The organism is Actinoallomurus purpureus (genome assembly GCF_024055795.1).
GTDB classification, from domain to species: Bacteria; Actinomycetota; Actinomycetes; order Streptosporangiales; family Streptosporangiaceae; genus Actinoallomurus; species Actinoallomurus purpureus.
The window spans coordinates 1-12,940 of the sequence record NZ_JAMXMY010000015.1; the positions used below are offsets into that span (position 1 = coordinate 1).

The window sequence follows — 12,940 nt, forward strand, 5'->3', positions numbered from 1 at the left end:
ACGGCAGCCCTTGTGAAGGAACACGAGTCTTGGCGGACCCGGGAACCCCTACAAGGGCTGCACCCATATCACCAGCCGAAACGCCGACGCTTGCGCCGAAGGTCAGACTCCTAACCGAACGGCATTGGGACTAGGCCGCGACGATGCAGTCTGCATATCGGGACCAGGCGAACGACCATGACAGCTTCGCCGAAATGTTCTCCGCGGGGACCGAGAACAGCCTCGTACCTGCTCCCACGCCTGGTCGGCCAGCAGCTTCGCCCTCACATCCGACCGCTTGGAGGAGTTCTTCGCGAACACCTCCCTGCGCCGCAGCATCCTGTGGACGTGCTCCAGCACGCAGAAGGCGTACGCCCCAACACAGCCGCAGGCCAGGACCCTCACGCCCTTGACGGGTCTATCATGATTTAGGTTATTCACCTTTTTGGTCTAGTAGTTGATGGCTGGTCTGGTTGGCCTACACTCGTCCGGCGGTGAGGCGGCAGTCGAACGAATGTAGGCGGAAGAGCCCTATTCTCAGCGGGTGTTGAGCGAACCCCTGGTTCGGCGGCGGGCCGGGGTGAACAAGCCGGGGACCTCCTCGTCCAGCCAGCCGCGTTCCACCAGCCGCTTGAGCTTCGACCGCGTGCCCTCGGTCTTCCCGGTCTCGGCCGGCAGCCCGATCCTGGGCACGATCTGCTTGGCGCGGACCGGCCCCGGGGCATCGGCCACCACTTCCACGATGTCCCGGTAGACCTGCGGGAGCACCTCCGACGTCATCCCGGGTTGCCAGTTCGGCACCGTCAACACCCCGATGACCTGGCGCTCGGCCTCCGCATACGCATCCGTCACCCCCACCACGGCAGACATCTCACCGGGCTCCACCGGCACCCCGGCCACCTCCGGCGCCATCCCGGCAAGCACTTCGGCGACCGTCTCCCGCGTGTTCCGCAGACGCTCCAGCACCTCTCGAGCAGCACCCAACTTCCCGGACAACTCAGCGAGTTCGGCTTCCAGCTCCTCCACCCGCACCCGGGCAGCCGCCTCGCGGGCGCCTCCAACTCCTCGAACAGCGAGCCCATCCCACTCCTCTCCCGCTCCCACGGTAGAGACGAACGGCCTCGCGCACAGCCCCGATCAGCGTTCCCCCAGCTCAACCCTTCCCTTCAACGGAACCGTGGGTGCCGGATGCGAACCGTGGCTGAGACTCCGTCCACATCGCCGCCCCCCGCCCGGGGCTTCGGGCGGAGGGCGGCACGGCAGAACGGCGTCCGGGCTCAGACCCGGCAGGCGAACGCCATGAAATAGGGGTCCACCGACACGTCGAGCACCTCGGGAAAGATGTCGTCGAGCAGTCCCCGGATGTCCTTGCTGGTGCGCAGCTGCGTCCGGTATGCGCCGGTGTTCAGCCGTCCACCCGACGCCCTGACCATGACGGCGGTCGCGAGGAACTGGGCCGTCCGGTTGAAATGCCCGACAGTGCCGTACCGGCATCGCTCGAACTCGTGGAACCGGTCCAGGATCAGGGCGTTACCGATGAACACGCCGCCGGGCTTGACGAAGGAGCGCAGCCGCTTGAGAACGTCCTTGACGTCGCCGAGGTGGTGGATCGCGTCGACGCAGACGACGAGGTCGGACCTTGCCAGCCCGTGGTCGGCCCAGAAGTCCCCCTTGATCAGGGTCAGGTCGTCGTGGCGGACTTTCTGCCGCGTCCGCTCGAGGCCCTGCTCGGAGATGTCGAGCGCGGTGATGCTCGAAACCTTGGTGAGCTCGGCGGTGAGCCGGGTGAATTCTCCGGTGCCGCACGCGAACTCCACGGCCGTCTCCGCATCCTGGGCGTATTTCTTGAAATATTCGCTGATGGTCGACTTCTGGTGTTCGAACTCGGCGTTGAGATCGGGATGCCGCTCGGCGGCGTCGCGGTCCCAGAAACGGTTCGCCCAATAGGCATTGCCGTTCGGTGGAATGCCGCGCAGAAGCATCTGCCCGGTCCGTGCCATGGCCTCGGCCAACATCGGGCCCCCTTCGTGCGGTTCGGCTGAAACGGCAACAGATTTGTTCGCCGGGATCGAGCATCGCTCAAGTTCCGCTCGGACCGGACGGGTGGAGCGGTTCTCGAGGAAATCTCAACTGGCCGCGAAGAACCTGGGAGGACTCCTCCGGTGGTGCCAGCCGGCATCCGAGGTCGATGGCGGAACAAGGGGTCTGAGCCGATGCGTGTTCTGTTCGTCACCTGGTCGGTCAGCGGGCATTTCAAGCCGCTCGTGCCGCTGGCGTGGGCGCTGCGCTCCGCCGGCCACGAGGTGCTGGTGGCCAGCCATCCCTCGTTCATGGGAACGGTCACCGAGGCCGGCCTTCCCGGGCTGCCTGTGGGCGCTGACGTCGATCTGCAGGCCCAGATAAGGAAGAACATGACGGCCGGGAGCAGGCAGGAGGAGACCGACGCCGAACGCGCCGCCCGGCAACAGCGCAGCCTGGCGCTGCGCCCCATGGTGCACAGCGCCGAGGCGATGGCGGGCGACCTGCTCGACCACGCCCGCGCGTGGCGGCCCGACCTGGTCGTGTACGAGCCCCTGGCCTTCGCCGCGCCTCTGGTCGCCCGCGCGCTGGGGATCCCCGCGATCCGGCACATCTGGGCGGTCGACTTCACGGCCGGCATGCCGACGATCGAGCGGGATCACCTCGGCGAGCTGTTCGACCGGTACGGGGTGACCGCGATCGGCGCGGTCGGGGACCTCACCCTCGATCCCTGCCCGCCGAGCCTGCAGATCGTCGACGGCCTGCCACGTCAGCCCATTCGCTGCATCGCCTACAACGGCCCGACGGTGCTGCCCGCGTGGCTGCGCGACCGGCCGAAACGCCGAAGGGTCTGCGTCACCTGGGGGAACTCGGCGGTGGAGGTCGGTCCTGCCGACACGTTCATGGCCCCCCAGGTCGTCGCCGCGCTCGGCGGGCTCGACGCCGAGGTGGTGGTCGCGGCGAATGCCGCGCAACTCGGCCGCTTCACCGATGTGCCCGACAATGTCGCGCACATCGGTCCCGTGCCGCTGAGCCTGCTGCTGCCGACGTGCGCGGCGGTCGTCCACCCCGCGGGCGGCGGCACGGTGATGACGGCGGTGACCGCGGGGGTACCGCAACTCACCGTCCCCTTCATGCCGGACACGAGCCTCAACGCCCGCCACGTCAGCGCCCTCGGCGCCGGGCTGCATGTGTGGGGCGAGGAGTTCACGGGCGATGCCGGAACGACCGCGCGGGATCTGGCGGACGCCGCGGTACGGCTGCTCGACGACCCGGCCTTCGGCGAGGCAGCGGCCAAGCTGCGCGACGAGGCGCTCCGGATGCCGACCCCGGCCGAGGTCGTTCCCGTGCTGGAAGGGCTGGCGCACGGACGGCCGGACGGGGAGAGTGCCGCATGGGCGGCCGGCCGGTGAAGGCCGGTACCCGCGGGATGTCGCGCCGGGAGTTCCAGGACTGGTTCGCCGCCCAGGCGGCGCGGAACCCGTTCGGCGTACGGCGCATTCCCTTCGAGGAGATGACGGGCTGGGGCTTCGACCGTCGGACGGGAAACCTCGTCCACGACAGCGGCCGGTTCTTCTCCGTCGAAGGCGTCGGCGTACGGGACGACTCCCGGCCGGCGCGGTGCTGGTCGCAGCCGATGATCGTGCAGCCGGAGATCGGGATTCTGGGCATCCTGGTGCGCAGGATCGACGGCGAGCCGTACTGCCTGATGCAGACCAAGATGGAGCCGGGCAACGTCAACGGCCTGCAGCTGTCACCCACCGTGCAGGCCACCCGCAGCAACTACACGCGGGTGCACCGCGGCAGGACCACCCGCTACCTGGAGTACTTCGTCCGGCCCTCGCCGGGCCGGATCGTCGCCGACGTCCTCCAGTCCGAGCAGGGCACCTGGTTCTACCGCAAACGGAACCGGAACATGATCGTCGAGATCGACGAGGACGTTCCGGTCCAAGAGGGGTTCTGCTGGCTCCCGCTGGAGCGGATCCTGGATCTGCTCCAGGTGGACGACCTGGTGAACATGGACGCGAGGAGCGTGCTCTCGGCGCTCGGCCGTCCCACCGGCGCGCGTCGGGGACCCGACACCGAGTTCGGCGAGGCCCTGGCCCGTTCGGCGGAGGGCCAGGGCGAGGTCCGCTCGATGGTCGAGGTGCTGAGCTGGTTCACCGACGCCAAGGCCAGACGCGAGCTGCAGGCGGGCCGGATCCCGCTCAACGAGGTCTCCGGGTGGCGGCTGCGGCCCGACCGGATCGTCCACGAGACCGGCAAGTACTTCAGCGTCATCGCGGTCGCGGTCGAGGCCGCGGGGCGCGAGGTGCACCGCTGGACCCAGCCGCTCATCGCGCCGCAGGCGCCGGGGATCGTCGCGTTCCTGGTCAAGCGGTTCGGAGGAGTCCCGCACCTGCTCATGCGGGCGGGATGCGAGCCCGGCTACCTCGACGTGGTCGAGATGGGGCCCACGGTCCAGTGCACCGAACTGAACTACCGCGACCTGCCCGAATATGAGAGGCCGCCCTTTCTCGACTACGTGCTCGCGGCGGCGCCCGAACGCATTCGCTATTCGGCCGTCCTGTCAGAGGAAGGGGGGCGTTTTTATCATGCGCGCAACCGCTACCTGGTCGTGGAGAGCGACGACGACTTCCCTTCCGAGATGTCGGCTGATTACTGCTGGATGTCCGTGCGCCAGTGCCGTGCCCTCCTGGCGCACAGCCACTACCTGAACATCGAGGCGCGCAGCCTGCTGGCCTGTATCCATTCCTTGACCTCGGGTGGACCGAGGTGAGCCGCGCGGCCGGCGCCCGCGAACCCGCCACCGACAAGGAGATGTGACATGGTCACCAGTTCGCATATCCCGATCCCCCAGGATTCGCCATGAAGGCCCTGGTCCTCTCGGGCGGCACGGGAACCAGGCTGCGGCCCTTCAGCCATTCGCTGGCCAAGCAGCTCATACCCGTGGCCAACAAGCCCGTCCTGTTCTACGGGCTGGAGGCCATCGCGGCCACGGGCGTCCGCGAGGTCGGGGTCGTCGTGGGCGAGCGCGGCGAGCAGATCCAGCGGGCGGTCGGAGACGGAGCCGCGTTCGGCCTCCGGGTCACCTATATCCCCCAGGACCGGCCCGCCGGCCTCGCCCACTGTGTGCTGATCGCCGAGGACTTCCTGGGCGACGACGACTTCATCATGTACCTCGGCGACAATGTCTTCCTCTCGGGCATCCAGGAGTTGACGGACGCCTACGACGCCGTACGGCCCGACGCGATGATCACCGTGCAGAAGGTCGCAGACCCGGCCGAGTACGGTGTGGCGGTCAACGACGCGAACGGCCGGGTGCGGCGGCTGGTCGAGAAGTCGCGGGACTCGGTCAGCGACCTCGCGGTGGCGGGGGCCTACGTCTTCTCGCCCGCCGTTCACCGCGCGGTGCGCGCGATCCCCCCGAGCGTCCGCGGCGAACTGGAGATCACCGACGCCCTGCAGTGGATGGTCGACCGGGACCTGCGGGTCCACTCCCACCGCTACGACGGCTACTGGAAGGACACGGGCAAGGTCGCCGACCTCCTCGACTGCAACCGCGCGGTCATCGGCGCGCTCGAGCCGTGCATCGCCGGCACGGTGGACCGGCGGAGCAGCGTCAGCGGACCCGTCGTCGTCGGGAAGGAGGCCGAGGTCGTCGGCTCGAGCCTGATCGGCCCGCTGATCGTCGGAGCGGGGTCCACGGTGCGCGGGAGCACCGTCGGCCCGCACACCACGATCGGCACGGGCTGCCTCGTGGAGGACAGCACGGTGGCCGACTCGGTGCTGCTGGACGGCGCGCGGCTCAGCGGCGTGGGCCACCTGCGGCACTCGCTGGTCGGCAGGGACGCTTGGCTGACGTCGGAGCCCGGCGCACACCGCCTCGTGGTCGGTGACGACAGCCGGGTGGTGATCGGCGCATGAGAGTTCTCGTGACCGGAGGGGCGGGCTTCATCGGCTCCAACTACGTGCGCGAGATCCTCGGCGGGCGGTTCGACGGGTGGGAGGAGGCCGAGGTCGTCGTCGTGGATCGCCTCAGCTACGCCGCCGCCCTGACCAACCTGCCGCTGGACCATCCTCGGCTCACGCTCGTCGAGGCGGACGTCGGCGACCCCGAACCGCTCCTGAGCCTGTTGCGGGGATGCGACGCCGTGGTGCATTTCGCGGCGGAGAGCCACGTCGACCGTTCACTGCGGGGCGCGCGCCCGTTCGTGTTGAGCAATGTGCTGGGCACGCAGAACCTGCTCGAATGCTGCCTTCGGACGGGTGTGCCGAAGATCCTCCATGTTTCGACGGATGAGGTCTACGGCAGCATCGCGGAGGGGAACTGGGACGAGGAGCAGCCGCTGCTCCCCAACTCCCCGTACGCCGCGTCCAAGGCGGCCGCCGACCTGTTCGCGCGCGCCTACCACCGCAGCCATGGCGTCCCCGTGGTGATCACCCGCTGCTCGAACAACTACGGCCCGTACCAGCATCCGGAGAAGGTGATCCCGCTCTTCATCACCAACCTGCTGTCGGGCCGCGACGTGCCGCTGTACGGGGACGGGCTGCACCGCAGGGAGTGGCTGCACGTCACCGACCACTGCCGAGGCGTCCACCTCGCGCTGGAGAAGGGCAGGCCCGGCGAGATCTACAACCTGGGCGGGGGGACCGAGCTCACCAACCGCGAGCTGACCGGACGTCTGCTGGAGTTGTGCGGTGCGGGCTGGGACAGGGTACGGCCGGTCGCCGACCGGCAGGCGCACGACCGCAGGTACGCGGTCGACTTCGGCAAGGCCCGCCGGGAACTGGGCTTCGAGCCGCGCGTCGGCTTCGACGAGGGTCTGACCGACGTGGTGCGGTGGTACCGGGACAACCGCGCATGGTGGGACCGGACCAGGTCGCCGTCCGAGTCCCGTCCGCGGCGCGCCGCTCCCCGTACGGGCAGGCGGCCGGCGGTCGTCGGCGCTTCGGGGTTCATCGGCTCCAGACTGCTCGACCGGCTCCAGGGCGAGGGCCGGGAGGCCGGTGCGATCGTCCGCGGCACACCCCTGGTCTCCGCGGGGGGCCCGCACTCCGAGGTGCGCGACGCCGAGATCGTCTACTACCTCGCGACGAGCGTGAACCCCGCCATCGCCGAGGACCGTCCCGATCTGGTCGCCGCGGACCAGGACGCCTTCGAAGGGCTGCTGGACGCTCTGGCGGATCTGCGAAGGCCACCGCTGGTCGTGCTGACCGGCTCCGGCGGCGCGGTCTACGATCCGTCCCGCCCGCCGCCCTACGACGAGCGGACGCCCACCCGTCCGCGCTCGGCCTACGGCAAGGCCAAGCTGGCGCTGGAGAAGGCGCTGCTCGAGCGGGCTCCGGCCGTTCCCGGCCTGGTGCTGCGGCTCGGCAATGTCTACGGGCCGGGCCAGCGGACCGGCACGGGCCAGGGGGTCATCGCCCACTGGCTGGAGTCGATCGCCGACCGCCGCCCTCTGCGGGTCTACGGCGACACGGACGTCCTCCGGGACTACGTGTACGTGGACGACGTGGTCGACGTGCTGGCCTCCATACGCCGGGGAGAGACGTCCGAGCCCGTCGTGAACATCGGCTCGGGAGAGGGAGTGTCACTCAACGAGCTGCTCCGCGTCGTCTGTTCGGTGGTCGGCGAGCGCCCCGCCGTCGAGGCCCGGCCCCCCCGTGCCTTCGACCGGCGGGACGTCACGCTCGACGTCCGGCTCGCAGCCGAACTGGGCTGGCGACCGCGCACCTCACTGGCCGCGGGGATCGCTTTCACCTGGCGCGAGATGCTGGCGGAGCTCGCCTCCGGCGCGGGCAGGGGGCTCGGATGAGCGGCGCGGTGACCACTCGGGCGAACGTCCGGGCGAACGGGGCCTGGCTGCGCTGTCATGGCTGCGGCGAGCCGATCTACGCCAAGGCCTACGCGCGCAACCTGGCCGTGTGCCCGATGTGCGGGTGGCACGGCAGGCTCGACGCCAGGCGGCGGATCGAGAGCCTGATCGATCCCGGCAGCGCGAAGTACCTGGACCCGCCCGGCACCGTCGACGACCCGCTGGCCTTCCACGACACCAGGCCGTTCACCGAGCGCCTGGCGGAGGCCCGCGCACGGACGGGCCTGGACGAGGCCGTTCTCGGCGCTTCCGGGACGATCGGCGGCATCCCCGTCGTGGTGGCGGCGATGGATTTCGGCTTCCTCGGAGGCAGCCTGGGGATCGCCGCGGGGGAGACGATCGTCCAGGCGGCCGAGACCGCGCTGCGCGACGGCGCAGCGCTCGTCCTGGTCACCGCGTCCGGCGGGGCGCGCATGCAGGAGGGGCCACTGGCGTTGATGCAGATGGCCAAGACCACGCAGGCGTTGGCCGCCCTGGACGAGGCCGGGCTCCTGACGATCACGGTCGTCAGCGACCCCACCTACGGCGGCGTGGCCGCGTCCTTCGCCGCGCAGGCGGACGTCATCGTGGCCGAGCCCGGCGCGCGCATGGGCTTCGCGGGTCCGCGGGTCATCGAGCAGACGGTCGGTCAGAAGATCGGCGAGGACTTCCAGACGGCCGAGTCACTGCTGGCCCGGGGGCTGCTGGACGACATCCAGCCGCGGCACCGGCTGCCGGGCTTCCTGGAGCGGCTCCTGACGGTCTGGCACACCGCGTTCACCCGGCGCGCGGAAGGTGAGCCACAGGCGGACGTCGAGCCGCCCGTGGAACCCGGCCCGCCCGCGAACGTCGGGGCGCGGGCGGACCGCGAGTCGTCCGCCGGCGCCGGGCCGCCGGTGGACCACGGGCCGTTGGGGGACCGCGAGCCGCCCGCACCTTCGTCCGGCGGCCGGATCGTACGGAACGCGGATGACCTCGCGGACAAGGACCCGTGGGAGACCGTTCGGCTGGCGCGGAGGCTGGACCGCCCGACCACGCTCGACTACGCCGCCATGATGCTGACCGGCTTCGTCGAACTCCACGGGGACCGGGTCGCCGAGGACTGCCCCGCGGTCGTGGCGGGCGTCGGCCTGCTCGCAGGACTGCCCGTGGCCCTGGTCGGCCATCAGAAGGGCCACGACGCCGGGGAGTTGTCGGCGCGGCGGTTCGGCATGCCCGCGCCCGCCGGCTATCGCAAAGCGGCGCGGCTGATGCGCCTGGCGGCCAAACTCGGCATCCCCGTGGTCACGCTCATCGACACTCCGGGCGCGCATCCGGGCCCGGAGGCCGAGGCGGGCGGCCAGGCGGCGGTGATCGCCGCCGTTCTCCGGCTGATGTGCGAGCTGAGAGTGCCGATCGTCAGCGTGGTGACCGGCGAGGGCGGCAGCGGCGGAGCACTGGCCCTCGGTGTCGCGGACCGGGTCTACACGATGGAGCACGGCTTCTACTCCGTGATCAGCCCGGAGGGGTGCGCGTCGATCCTGTGGCGTGACGCGGGCGCGGCGGCACGGGCGGCCGCGGTGCTGCGTCTACGGGCCGGGGACCTGCTGCGCCTGAGGGTGGTGGACGGTGTGATCCGCGAGCCCGGCGGCGGCGCGCACCGGTCGCCGGCCGAGGCGGCCGGCGCGGTCGCGGCCGCGCTGGCGACCGCGCTGCGCCAACTCCGCCGTATCGGACCGTGTGAACTGGTCGCCTCCAGGCGCGCCAGGTTCCGAAGCTTCGGCCTGCGTCCCGAGCCGCGAACGGCACTAACGGCTCACGAGGAAAGGTAGGGATCGGCGATGACCGTACCGGCCGCGTTCCAGGTGCCGGACTCCGCTGACGTTCCGGGCTCCTCTGAGGAGGCGGACCCCCTGGAACGGCTGCTGGGCGCCGTGCGGCACCACGTCGAAGGGCTCAACGGTCCCGGAATGCCGGCCCTGAGACGGCTTCGGGTCGCCTCCGGCGCGGTCAGCGTCGAGATCGAGTGGGACCCGCTCCAGGACGTGGTCCCGCCCGTGGCAGAGCCGGTGGACGCGCCGGACCCGCTCGGTGAGGTCTCCGGCCTGCTGACCGTCCGGGCTCCCGCGGTCGGCACCTTCTACCGTGCCCGCGAACCCGAAGCACCTCCGTTCGTCGAGGTCGGCGACATCGTCCAGGCGAACGCACAGGTCGGCATCCTGGAGACGATGAAGTTGATGAGCGCCCTCAACGCCGAGCGGGCCGGGCGGATCATCGAACTGCCCGTACCCGACGGGGCGCCGGTGGAGTACGACCAGGTCCTCGCCGTCATGGAGCCGGTGGGCGAATGACCGTCCCGCCGATGATCTCCTCCGTCCTGGTCGCCAACCGGGGGGAGATCGCAGTACGGATCATCAGGACGTGCCGGGAGATGGGCATCCGCACCGTCGCCGTCCATTCCACCGCCGACCGCGACGCGGCGCACACGCGACTGGCCGACGAACGGGTGCACATCGGCCCCGCCCCCGCCAGGCGCAGCTACCTGAATCCCGCGGCCATCCTGGCGGCGGCTCAGCACACCGGCGTCGAGGCCGTTCATCCCGGCTACGGCTTCCTGTCGGAGGACCCGGACTTCGCCGAGATCTGCGTGGACCACGGGCTCATCTTCGTCGGACCTCCGGCGCCGGTCCTGGCCGACCTCGGCGACAAGGCACGGGCCCGGGAGATCGCGTCGAAGGCGGGGCTTCCGGTGCTGCCCGGCGGCGGAACCGCCGTCGAGGACGTCGAACGGGCCAGGCGGACCGCCGACGACATCGGTCATCCGGTCATCGTGAAGGCCGCGGCCGGTGGCGGCGGACGCGGCATGGCGGTCGTCGACCGGCCCGAGGACTTCTCCCGGGTCTTCGAGGAGACCAGGGCGACCGCGCGGAACCTCTTCGGCGATCCTCGCCTCTACGTGGAACGGTTTCTTCCCGCCGCCCGGCACATCGAGGTCCAGGTGCTCGTGGACGCGTACGGCACCGGCGTCCACCTGGGCGCGAGAGACTGCTCGATACAGCGGCGGCGGCAGAAACTCCTGGAGGAGACCCCGCCGCCGGGCCTGCCCGCCGACCTGATCGAGCGGATGGGCGCCGCGGCGCTGCGGGCCGCGCTCGCGGTCGGTTACGAGGGCGCGGCGACCTACGAGTTCCTCGTCGACGAGGACGGCGCCTTCTACTTCATGGAAGTGAACTGCCGGATCCAGGTGGAGCACCCGATCACCGAGATGGTGACCGGCATCGACATCGTCCGCGAGCAGCTGGCCATCGCCTCGGGACGGCCGCTGCCCGAGTCCATCCTGCGTTCCGCGCCCCGAGGGGTCGCTATCGAGTGCCGCATCAACACCGAGGACCCGGTCCGGGGCTTCCTGCCCACCGCCGGCGCCCTGACCGACTTTCAGGCACCGGGCGGGCCGTTCGTCAGAGTGGACACTCACGCCGAGCCCGGCATGACCGTCACCGCCGACTACGACCCCCTGCTCGCCAAGATCATCGTTTGGGGGCCGGACAGGGAGACGGCGATCGACCGCATGGGGCGCGCGCTGCACGAGACGCGGGTGGCGGGAGCGGGCCTCTCCACCACGCGCGACTTCCTCGCCGAGGTCCTCACCGATCCCTGCTACCGGCACGCCGCCCACACCACCGCGTTCGTGGACGACAGAGCACACCGAAGATCGGAGTGAGCATGCGCATCCTGGTGACCGGAGGATCCGGATTCATCGGCGGGGCCGTCGTCGCGGCCCTGCTGGAGGCCGGACACGAGATTCGCGTCCTGGACCGGCGGGCCCCGGACACCGCCGACAGAGCCGGGCCGCCGGGGGCGGCCGTGGAATTCCGTCAGGCGGACATCGTGGACGAGACGGCGGTGACGAGCGCGTTGCGGGGCATGGACCTGGTCTGTCACCAGGCCGCGATGGTCGGCCGCGGGCAGGAGATCCTGGACGCCCCTCGCTTCGCGTACAGCAACGACCTCGGCACTGGGGTGCTGCTGGCGGCCATGACCAGGGCAGGGCTGGGCAGGCTGGTGCTGGCCAGCTCGGTCGTGCTCTACGGCGACTGCCGCTACTCCTGCCGCGAGCACGGCCGGGTCAGGCCGCCCCGCAGGGAAACCGCCGATCTGGAGGCGGGTCGCTTCGAGCCGCGCTGCCCTCAGTGCGGCTCCGAGGTGGTCGCCTCGGCGGTCGAGGAGGACGACCTCCCGGATCCGCCGAGGAACGTCTACGCCGTCACCAAGCTGGCGCAGGAGCTGTTGGTGTCCGCGTGGGTCCGGGAGACCGCCGGCGTCGCCGTGGCGCTCCGCTACCACAGCGTCTACGGGCCGGGCATGCCCTTCGACAGCCCGTACTCCGGTGTGGCGGCGGCCTTCCGGACCGCCGTCGGAAAGGGCCTGTCACCACGCGTGTACGAGGACGGCCTGCCGCGAAGGGACTTCGTCCACGTGCGGGACGTGGCGGCGGCCAACGTCGCCGCCCTCGACTGGACCGAGCCGGGCTTCCACCCCTTCAACGTCGCATCCGGCGCGCCGCACAGCATCTACGACCTCGCGCTGGCGCTCAGCCGGGCCGTCGGCGGACCTCCGCCCACCGTGACGGGCGAGTACCGGGTCGGTGACGTGCGGCACGTCTTCGCCTCACCGGCGAAGGCCGCGCGTGGGCTGGGCTGGCGGGCCGCCATCGACTTCCCGACGGGAACCAAGGAGTTCGCCACCGCATCGATGCGAGGGACCACCAGGTGATCGTCTTCGTGAACAGGTTCACCGTGCACGGGCCCCTCGACGAATTCGAGCGGGCGTTCGCCGAGACCGCGGCCTTCTTCGCGGGATGCCCCGGGTTCATCTCCCATCGGCTCGTACGCTCCACCGGAGACCCCCGGCTCTACGTGAACATCGCCGAATGGACCGACCAGGGTGCGCTGCGCGCGGCCACCGAGCGACCGCCGTTCCAGGAGCACGCCGGGCGACTGCGCGCGCTGGCGTCCTCGGATCCGCAGTTCTTCGAGACGGTGGCCGAGCGGCGCCCCTGACGAGCCCTACCGAGCGCCGTGCCCTCGACGCGCCGCCCCGTTTGC

At 70.7% G+C, this 12,940-nt stretch carries 11 protein-coding genes; 9 read left to right on the forward strand and 2 right to left on the reverse strand.

The genetic code is table 11. The annotated features are described in order from the left end of the window. Positions 1-516 precede the first annotated feature (516 nt). Entirely contained in the window at positions 517-1,005 is a 489-nt protein-coding gene (locus tag NE236_RS25825; RefSeq protein WP_252844732.1) for a hypothetical protein, read from the reverse strand. A 251-nt stretch (positions 1,006-1,256) separates the two neighbouring features. Then, positions 1,257-1,994 (reverse strand): class I SAM-dependent methyltransferase, encoded by a 738-nt coding sequence (locus NE236_RS25830; RefSeq protein WP_252844733.1) that lies wholly within the window; start codon positions 1,992-1,994, stop codon positions 1,257-1,259. A 198-nt stretch (positions 1,995-2,192) separates the two neighbouring features. Here NE236_RS25830 and NE236_RS25835 point away from each other — a divergent pair, with 198 nt between their 5' ends. The 9 genes from NE236_RS25835 (at position 2,193) to NE236_RS25880 (ending at position 12,895) form a co-directional block, all read left to right on the forward strand. After that, on the forward strand, positions 2,193-3,410 hold the full coding sequence (locus NE236_RS25835; protein ID WP_252844734.1) for a nucleotide disphospho-sugar-binding domain-containing protein: 1,218 nt from the start codon (positions 2,193-2,195) through the stop codon (positions 3,408-3,410). Continuing rightward, positions 3,392-4,777: an NDP-hexose 2,3-dehydratase family protein gene (locus NE236_RS25840; protein ID WP_252844735.1), complete on the forward strand. Its 1,386-nt coding sequence runs from the start codon at positions 3,392-3,394 to the stop codon at positions 4,775-4,777. The genes NE236_RS25835 and NE236_RS25840 overlap by 19 nt, the downstream gene beginning before the upstream one ends. 89 nt (positions 4,778-4,866) lie before the next feature. After that, the gene (locus NE236_RS25845; protein ID WP_252844736.1) at positions 4,867-5,925 is read left to right on the forward strand and encodes a glucose-1-phosphate thymidylyltransferase; all 1,059 of its coding nucleotides are present in this window, start codon (positions 4,867-4,869) and stop codon (positions 5,923-5,925) included. Beyond that, positions 5,922-7,817, forward strand: a complete 1,896-nt coding sequence (rfbB, locus tag NE236_RS44650; protein ID WP_308209158.1) for a dTDP-glucose 4,6-dehydratase — start codon at positions 5,922-5,924, stop codon at positions 7,815-7,817. Before NE236_RS25845 ends, rfbB begins: the two co-directional genes overlap by 4 nt. 8 nt (positions 7,818-7,825) lie before the next feature. Further along, positions 7,826-9,667 carry a carboxyltransferase subunit alpha gene (gene accA / locus NE236_RS25860; protein WP_252844737.1) on the forward strand — a complete coding sequence of 614 codons (1,842 nt, stop codon included), beginning with the start codon at positions 7,826-7,828 and terminating at the stop codon, positions 9,665-9,667. Positions 9,668-9,676: 9 nt separating this feature from the next. Continuing rightward, entirely contained in the window at positions 9,677-10,186 is a 510-nt protein-coding gene (locus NE236_RS25865; protein ID WP_252844738.1) for an acetyl-CoA carboxylase biotin carboxyl carrier protein, read from the forward strand. Between the two features lie 11 nt (positions 10,187-10,197). After that, on the forward strand, positions 10,198-11,556 hold the full coding sequence (locus NE236_RS25870; protein WP_252844739.1) for an acetyl-CoA carboxylase biotin carboxylase subunit: 1,359 nt from the start codon (positions 10,198-10,200) through the stop codon (positions 11,554-11,556). Between the two features lie 2 nt (positions 11,557-11,558). Then, positions 11,559-12,608 (forward strand): NAD-dependent epimerase/dehydratase family protein, encoded by a 1,050-nt coding sequence (locus tag NE236_RS25875; RefSeq protein WP_252844740.1) that lies wholly within the window; start codon positions 11,559-11,561, stop codon positions 12,606-12,608. Next, positions 12,605-12,895: an antibiotic biosynthesis monooxygenase family protein gene (locus NE236_RS25880; protein WP_252844741.1), complete on the forward strand. Its 291-nt coding sequence runs from the start codon at positions 12,605-12,607 to the stop codon at positions 12,893-12,895. Before NE236_RS25875 ends, NE236_RS25880 begins: the two co-directional genes overlap by 4 nt. Positions 12,896-12,940 lie beyond the last annotated feature (45 nt).

What these genes read in the sequence shown, in the direction of transcription:
- NE236_RS25830 (WP_252844733.1), bottom strand. Translation starts at nt 1,994, where the DNA reads ATGTTGGCCGAGGCCATGGCACGGACCGGGCAGATGCTTCTGCGCGGC.
- NE236_RS25835 (WP_252844734.1), top strand. Translation starts at nt 2,193, where the DNA reads ATGCGTGTTCTGTTCGTCACCTGGTCGGTCAGCGGGCATTTCAAGCCG.
- NE236_RS25840 (WP_252844735.1), top strand. Translation starts at nt 3,392, where the DNA reads ATGGGCGGCCGGCCGGTGAAGGCCGGTACCCGCGGGATGTCGCGCCGG.
- NE236_RS25845 (WP_252844736.1), top strand. Translation starts at nt 4,867, where the DNA reads ATGAAGGCCCTGGTCCTCTCGGGCGGCACGGGAACCAGGCTGCGGCCC.
- rfbB (WP_308209158.1), top strand. Translation starts at nt 5,922, where the DNA reads ATGAGAGTTCTCGTGACCGGAGGGGCGGGCTTCATCGGCTCCAACTAC.
- NE236_RS25865 (WP_252844738.1), top strand. Translation starts at nt 9,677, where the DNA reads ATGACCGTACCGGCCGCGTTCCAGGTGCCGGACTCCGCTGACGTTCCG.
- NE236_RS25870 (WP_252844739.1), top strand. Translation starts at nt 10,198, where the DNA reads ATGATCTCCTCCGTCCTGGTCGCCAACCGGGGGGAGATCGCAGTACGG.
- NE236_RS25875 (WP_252844740.1), top strand. Translation starts at nt 11,559, where the DNA reads ATGCGCATCCTGGTGACCGGAGGATCCGGATTCATCGGCGGGGCCGTC.